The sequence below is a fragment of the Aeromicrobium sp. genome, from assembly GCF_047606445.1.
GTDB lineage: Bacteria > Actinomycetota > Actinomycetes > Propionibacteriales > Nocardioidaceae > Aeromicrobium.
Genome location: NZ_JASGEK010000050.1, coordinates 1 through 3,227 on the forward strand (window position 1 = coordinate 1; position 3,227 = coordinate 3,227).

4 protein-coding genes are annotated in these 3,227 nt (G+C 71.1%); 3 read left to right on the forward strand and 1 reads right to left on the reverse strand.

Annotated elements, in window-relative coordinates; all coding sequences use genetic code 11:
- Positions 1-135 precede the first annotated feature (135 nt).
- Both QM621_RS09500 and QM621_RS09505 read left to right on the forward strand, forming a co-directional pair.
- Positions 136-615, forward strand: coding sequence for a septum formation family protein (locus tag QM621_RS09500; RefSeq protein ID WP_414990135.1), 480 nt, complete (start codon positions 136-138; stop codon positions 613-615).
- A complete protein-coding gene (locus QM621_RS09505; protein WP_414990136.1) occupies positions 612-1,364 on the forward strand; it encodes an SDR family NAD(P)-dependent oxidoreductase in 753 nt (250 codons plus the stop codon). The genes QM621_RS09500 and QM621_RS09505 overlap by 4 nt, the downstream gene beginning before the upstream one ends.
- A gap of 58 nt (positions 1,365-1,422) precedes the next feature.
- Here the strand turns inward: QM621_RS09505 and QM621_RS09510 are convergent, their stop codons facing one another.
- On the reverse strand, positions 1,423-2,127 hold the full coding sequence (locus QM621_RS09510; RefSeq protein WP_414990137.1) for a TIGR02206 family membrane protein: 705 nt from the start codon (positions 2,125-2,127) through the stop codon (positions 1,423-1,425).
- Positions 2,128-2,186: 59 nt separating this feature from the next.
- Here QM621_RS09510 and rarD point away from each other — a divergent pair, with 59 nt between their 5' ends.
- The gene (gene rarD, locus QM621_RS09515; RefSeq protein ID WP_414990138.1) at positions 2,187-3,104 is read left to right on the forward strand and encodes an EamA family transporter RarD; all 918 of its coding nucleotides are present in this window, start codon (positions 2,187-2,189) and stop codon (positions 3,102-3,104) included.
- Positions 3,105-3,227 lie beyond the last annotated feature (123 nt).

The following is a 3,227-nucleotide window of genomic DNA, read 5'->3' on the forward strand; positions in this document are numbered from 1 at the left end:
CGGGAAAGGGCAGGAACACAAGGAAAATCACCCTCCAAAGACCCAAACTCGACCCCACAACCCTGACCGGACAGCCCGGCCAGCCGACACCGCCCCAGACCTACGAGTTGATCAGCGGTTCCCTAGCATCCAGGCATGCGCCCCCTCCTCGCCCTCCTCGTGGCGCTCGCCGTGGGCGGCTGCTCGATCATCGACTCCTCCAAGGAGACCGCGCGCGACGGCGACGGGCGGATCATCGGGCACAACGACAAGGCCAGCGCCTACGAGATCCAGGTCGGCGACTGCTACGACCTGCCGGGGGACACGCCGACGGTCACCACGATGCGGGCGGTGCCCTGCGACGAGCCGCACGAGGCCGAGGCGTACCACCAGACGACGCTGGACGGCGACGACTATCCGGGCGAGGAGGTCGCGCGGGAGACCAGCGGCGCGGCCTGCGTGGACGCCTTCGAGGACTTCGTCGGCCGGCCCTACGAGGACTCCGAGCTCGACGTCTACCGGCTCTATCCCCGCGCCGACTCGTGGGATCTGCTCGACGACCGGTTAGTCTCCTGCCTCGTCTACGACCCCGCCGATCCGACCCTGGACGGCACCCTGGAAGGAAGCGACCGATGAGCCCGACCCGTACCGCCGTCGTCACCGGGGCCAGCAGCGGCATCGGCGCCGCCACCGCCGCCGCTCTCGCCGCCGAGGGCTTCCACGTGTTCTGCGCCGCCCGCCGCCTCGACCGGCTGGAGGAGCTGGCCGAGCGGATCGGCGGCACGGCGGTCGCCTGCGACGTCACCGACGCGGGCGACGTCGCGCGGCTGGCCGAGGTCGTCGGCGGCTCGCTCGACCTGCTGGTCAACAACGCCGGAGGGGCGCTCGGCGTCGACCCGGTGGCCGGCGGCGACGTCGACCGCTGGCGCCGCATGTACGAGATGAACGTCGTCGGCACGGTCCAGGTGACCCAGGCCCTCGTGCCCGCGCTGGAGGCCAGCGGAGCCGGGACCATCGTCAACACCGGCTCGACGGCCGGTCACTGGGTCTACGAGGGCGGCGGCGGCTACGTCGCGGCCAAGCACGCGCTGGCGGCGATGACCGAGACGCTGCGGCTGGAGTTGAACGGCCGTCCGATCCGGGTCACCGAGATCGCCCCCGGAATGGTCCGCACCGAGGAGTTCTCGCTCGTGCGCCTGGGCGACCAGGCCAAGGCCGACGCCGTCTACGCCGGGGTCGAGCACCCGCTCACCGCCGAGGACGTCGCCGAGACGGTCCGCTGGGTGGCGACCCTGCCCCCGCACGTCAACATCGACCTCATGGTCGTGCGCCCGCTCGCCCAGGCCAGCAACACCAAGGTCCACCGCGGCCCCCTCCTCCCCTAACGACCCCCTGAGGCGGTGAGTTGTCCACCTTTGGCCCTGCGTCGGTGGCTCATCCACCCTATGAGCGCGCATAGCGTGGACGATCCACCGCCCACGGCGCCGACAACGCGGCCCAGACGATCGTCAGCACGACGATCTGGACGAGCACGTACCACGGCCACGCCGGGAGGAGGTCGAGCGCGGAGGCGCGGTCCGGCTTGCCGTTGACGTAGCCGTAGTTGGTGCCGACGACCGCGTTGAAGCACATGGTCGCGACCAGCCAGACGAACGTGACGGCGATGGTCTGGCGGTAGGTGCGCCACGTCGGGCCGATCCCGAGGCCGGGCACGAGCCAGAAGGCCGCCCAGATGATGAGCACGTGCATCGCCCAGAACATGATGAAGCGGGGTTCGGGGAAGGGCGAGGCGAGGTCGGGCGTGAGCATGCCCTGCATCGTCAGCGTCAGGCCCCACAGCCAGGTGATCGTGACGCTCGTGCGGTGGCGGGTCCAGAGCGCGTGCACGGCGATCATCCAGGCGAAGTCGCACAGTTGCAGCGGCAGCGAGGTGTCGAGGTTCCACTCGGCGGGGGTGAACTGGGCGATCTGCAGCGGGATCGTCACCGACGCCACCGCGACCGCGCCGACCCGCGAGGCCGTGCGCTCGACGTCGGTCCCGCGCAGCCGACGACCGGCAACGACCACCAGGATCGCCCCGACGACGAACAGGACCAGCACCGTCACATGCGAGCTGTCGTAGGCCTCGAAGCGCTCCGCCGCGGTCATGCCCCGACCCTAGCGGCTCCCCCGGCACGCGGTGACCTCGTCGGGTGTTGACTGTCGGGGTGAAGGGGACCGATCAGCGCAGCAGCGTCGGGTTCGGGTTCGCGGCGTACCTGTGTTGGGGGTTCTTCCCGCTGTACTGGCCGCTGCTCGACCCGGCGAGTCCGTTGGAGGCGCTGGCGCACCGGGTCGTCTGGTCGCTCGGCGTCGTCGCGATCCTGCTCACCGTCACCGGGCGCTGGAGCCAGTTCCGCGCGATCTTCACCCAGCCGCGACTGCTCGCGCTGCTCCTGGGGGCCTCGGTCGTCATCGCGGTCAACTGGGGCGTGTTCATCTACGGCGTCACCCACGAGCGCGTCATCGAGACCTCGCTCGGCTACTTCATCAACCCGCTCGTGACCGTCATGCTCGGCGTGGCGATCCTCGGCGAACGGCTGCGCGGACTCCAGTGGGGCGCGGTCGGACTCGGCGCGGTCGCGGTCGCCGTGCTCACCGTCGACTACGGCCACCTGCCGCTCGTCGCGCTCACCCTCGCGTTCTCCTTCGGCACGTACGGCTTCGTGAAGAAGAAGGCGAACGTCGGGACCGTCGAGTCGCTGGGCGTCGAGACGCTGCTGCTGGCCCCGTTCGCGCTCGCCTTCCTCGGCTGGCTGCACGCCACCGGCGACCTGGCCTTCGGCCATCACGGCCGGGGCAACGCGCTGCTGCTGGCCGGGACCGGCCTCGTCACCGCGATCCCGCTGCTGCTGTTCGGCGCGGCGGCCACCCGGCTGACGCTCGTGACCATCGGCCTGCTGCAGTACCTGACCCCGGCGCTGCACTTCTTATTCGGCCTGGTGGTCTTCGGCGAGGACATGACGCCCGCGCGCTGGGGCGGCTTCGCGCTCGTCTGGCTGGCACTGTCCCTCTTCACCCTCGACGCCCTGCGCCACCGCCGCCGCCCGACCCCGGTCGGGTCGGCGCAGCTGCGGGGACAATGAGCGGTATCGGCCCATTGATCAGCGGATCGTCAGTCGGTGGTGCGGCGGCGGCTCGCCCGCAGGACCACCAGGCCCGTCGCGGCGGCGACGACCGCGAGGAGGACCGCGGCCGCCCCGACCGTC